Below are 3061 nucleotides of genomic sequence, written 5' to 3'. Positions count from 1 at the left end.
TAAGAGTAGTCTGTAATGAGTCCAGCTTAATTCGTGACGCACTGCGTCACGAATTGGAAATATATTGTAGAAGGAGCGCATATTTCTTAAATTGCTTTCATCAAAACCCTTCCCAAATTCTAAAGTAAGTTTTTTTGAAAGATTTTTTAAAGTATATTTTCCGTATTGTGCCCTTTCTTTTCCTTTTTGTTCGTCTTCAACAATTAATTGTCCGATTTGCCAGTAAGTTAATAATAGAGTAGAATTCGCAATACGAAAAACTTTTTCGCGCGATTGATTAATAATTTCCTTTATGGATTGAAACAAAGAATCTTCAGAAACTTCCATCTTACGAATGTAAAAAAAACCTCTGAAAAAATCAGAGGTTTAGATATTAATTTGAAAATTATCATTTATTTGATACCGTGCATTTTCTTTTCAAGCCATTTGCTGATTACGAAAAGTATTAAAGCAGCAACACCACACATGATTACAAAAACGATAAAGAAATCGAATAAATCATTGATCTGGAATCCCATAAAAGATGTTGTTTTTGGAGCTTCTCCGCTTTCTCCACCTCCAGGAATCAATGCTGATAATGTTCCTGCAAATTTATTTGCAGCAGCATTTGCAAGAAACCATGTTCCCATTAACAAAGATGAGAATCTTGCAGGCGACAGTTTAGATACCATAGAAAGCCCAATTGGTGACAAACAAAGTTCTCCCATTGTATGAATTACATAAAGCCCGATTAGCCAGAACATAGAAACTTTATCCATCATTCCTAATCCATACACTGCATAAGCAATTACTAAATAACCAAATGAAATTAAAGCTAAACCATAAGCCATTTTTTTAGGTGATGAAGGCTCTTTACCTCTGTTACCTAATCTCAGCCAAATAGAAGAGAATAATGGTGCAAGAAGTAAAATTGCCAATGCATTTACCGACTGGAAATAACTTGCAGGCATTTCCCATCCGAAAAGATTACGGTCTGTTTGTCTGTCTGCGAAAATCGTTAATGATGCACCAGCTTGCTCAAATGCTCCCCAGAAGAAAATTACGAAGAATGCCAAGATGAAAATTACAATAATTCTGTCTTTTTCGTCTTTTGTGAGGCTTTTATCAGTTAAAACAATAAGTGGCATAACAATCATTGCTCCGTAAATTAAATATCCTATTACGTCTAGATCGCTATTAAACATTGTTTTGAAGTTCATCAAAAAGAAAATCAAGCCAATAGATCCGATCACCATTCCCCATTGAGCAATCCCAAATTTGTTGTTTGGCATTCCGATTGGTTTATTGTCGGCATCTACAAGAACTTTATTTTTAGAGATAATAAAAGTTACAAGACCGATCAGCATCCCGATTCCTGCTGCCAAAAATCCCCATTTGAAATCAACTTTTTCGGCTAAAGTACCACAAATAAGCGGTGACATAAATGCTCCCAGATTGATACCCATATAGAAAATCGTAAACGCAGAATCTACACGACGGTCTCCTTGAGGATAAAGTTGCCCAACCATTGTCGAAATATTTGGTTTAAAGAAACCATTTCCAATAATCAGCATTGTTAAACCCATCCACATCAAGGTTACAGCACTTGCTCCGGTTGTAGAAGCACTGAAAAACAGAATGAACTGCCCAATCGCCATTAAAATACCTCCGATTTCTATACTTCTTCTGTTACCTAAATAGCGGTCAGCCAAATATCCTCCCAATAATGGAGTTAAATAAACGAGACCAGTATAACTTCCATAGATTTCGGAAGCTTCTGCATCTCCCATCAAAAGCATTTTAGTCATGTATAGAACGAAAATGGCTCTCATTCCATAATATGAGAAACGTTCCCACATTTCAGTCATAAACAAAAGATAGAGTCCTTTAGGGTGACCTTTTGCTGTTTTTGCTGTATCCATATGTAATTGTTAAATTTCTGTTAAGACCCACAAATATAGTTTTTTTTAGGTTTTTGGCAAGTTTTTAATTCTATTTTTAAAATAAAAAAGCCGCAGAATTATCTACGGCTGTTAATATTAAATTTCAAAAGGTTAATTTACACCCTTTTCTTTCATAATTTTATTGAGTCTTTTCAGGATTGAAAGTCCAAGTAAAGTTGCCAAAAGCAATAATCCGAAATTGACAATAAAGAAATTGGCTTTGTTGTCGTAATCATACCAGAAACTTGCTAAAACTCCGGAAAGTTTGTTCCCGATTGACGTTGAAAGGAAAAATCCGCCCATCATCAATGCTGTAATTCTTGGAGGAGAAAGTTTTGAAACCAAAGACAATCCCATTGGCGAAAGACAAAGTTCCCCAACAGTAATGACTCCATAAGCTGCAACCAGCCATAAAGCCGAGACTTTTACCCAACCGTTTTGCCCGGCATAAACTGCTCCGACCATTACTAAACACGATAAAGCCGAAATAAATAATCCCAAAACGATTTTTGAAGGTGTACTTGGCTCTTTTCCTTTTCTGCGAAGCATCATGAAAAATGCAACGACAACAGGAGTTAGTAAAATTACCCAACCCGGATTAATCGACTGGAATAATTCTGTGTTATAAAGATTAACTGTTTGTGAAGGATTTGCTTCTAATTTCGCTTTGTCTGCGTCAGAAACATTTCTGAAGTAAATATCTTTTCCTTGCTCTTTTTGAGGTTTTCCGGAAGCATCTTTTACTGTTTGATACTGATCGTCATAAACCGAAACTTCTTTATCCAGATAATCTTTTTTATCAACTAAGAAAATTTCTTCTAAAGGCTTTTCTATAGCGGAAGGAACGGTTCTTTCGGTATAATAATTTGCCCAACGCGTCAAAGCGGTTCCGTTTTGTTTGAAAACAGCCCAAAACATTAAGCTTACCGCAAAAATTGCTAATAATGCTCCGATTGGTTTCTTGTCTTCTGAATTTGCTTTTACATAAAGCATGACGTAGAAATAAATTACCGGAATACATGCAAAAATAAATGCATCTGTGCTGTCGCTTCCGAAAATATTGTTTGGAATAAACCAACCGATCAATCCAAAAATCACAGCAGGTAAAAATACCTTTACTAAAACATCAGAAATTTTGG

Annotated in this window: 3 protein-coding genes; all 3 read right to left on the bottom strand. The window is 35.4% G+C overall.

From position 1 onward, the window contains the following. Window positions 1-327: DUF1016 N-terminal domain-containing protein (locus AB4Y90_RS16960; RefSeq protein ID WP_441558746.1), on the bottom strand; the 327-nt coding region annotated here is incomplete at its 3' end. A gap of 65 nt (window positions 328-392) precedes the next feature. Next, window positions 393-1901 (bottom strand): peptide MFS transporter, encoded by a 1509-nt coding sequence (locus AB4Y90_RS16955; RefSeq protein WP_441558745.1) that lies wholly within the window; start codon window positions 1899-1901, stop codon window positions 393-395. Between the two features lie 132 nt (window positions 1902-2033). Beyond that, window positions 2034-3061, bottom strand: a 1028-nt coding sequence (locus AB4Y90_RS16950; RefSeq protein WP_441558744.1) for a POT-type proton-dependent oligopeptide transporter, incomplete at its 5' end; no start/stop codon positions are given.

Origin of the sequence: Chryseobacterium sp. 2TAF14 (genome assembly GCF_052115105.1) — a bacterium.
Classification (GTDB): domain Bacteria; phylum Bacteroidota; class Bacteroidia; order Flavobacteriales; family Weeksellaceae; genus Chryseobacterium.
Note: the sequence above shows the minus strand (reverse complement) of the source record. Positions and strands in the feature narration are given on the sequence as shown.

Coding starts and splice junctions, on each gene's coding strand:
- AB4Y90_RS16955 (WP_441558745.1), bottom strand. CDS start 1,901: ATGGATACAGCAAAAACAGCAAAAGGTCACCCTAAAGGACTCTATCTT.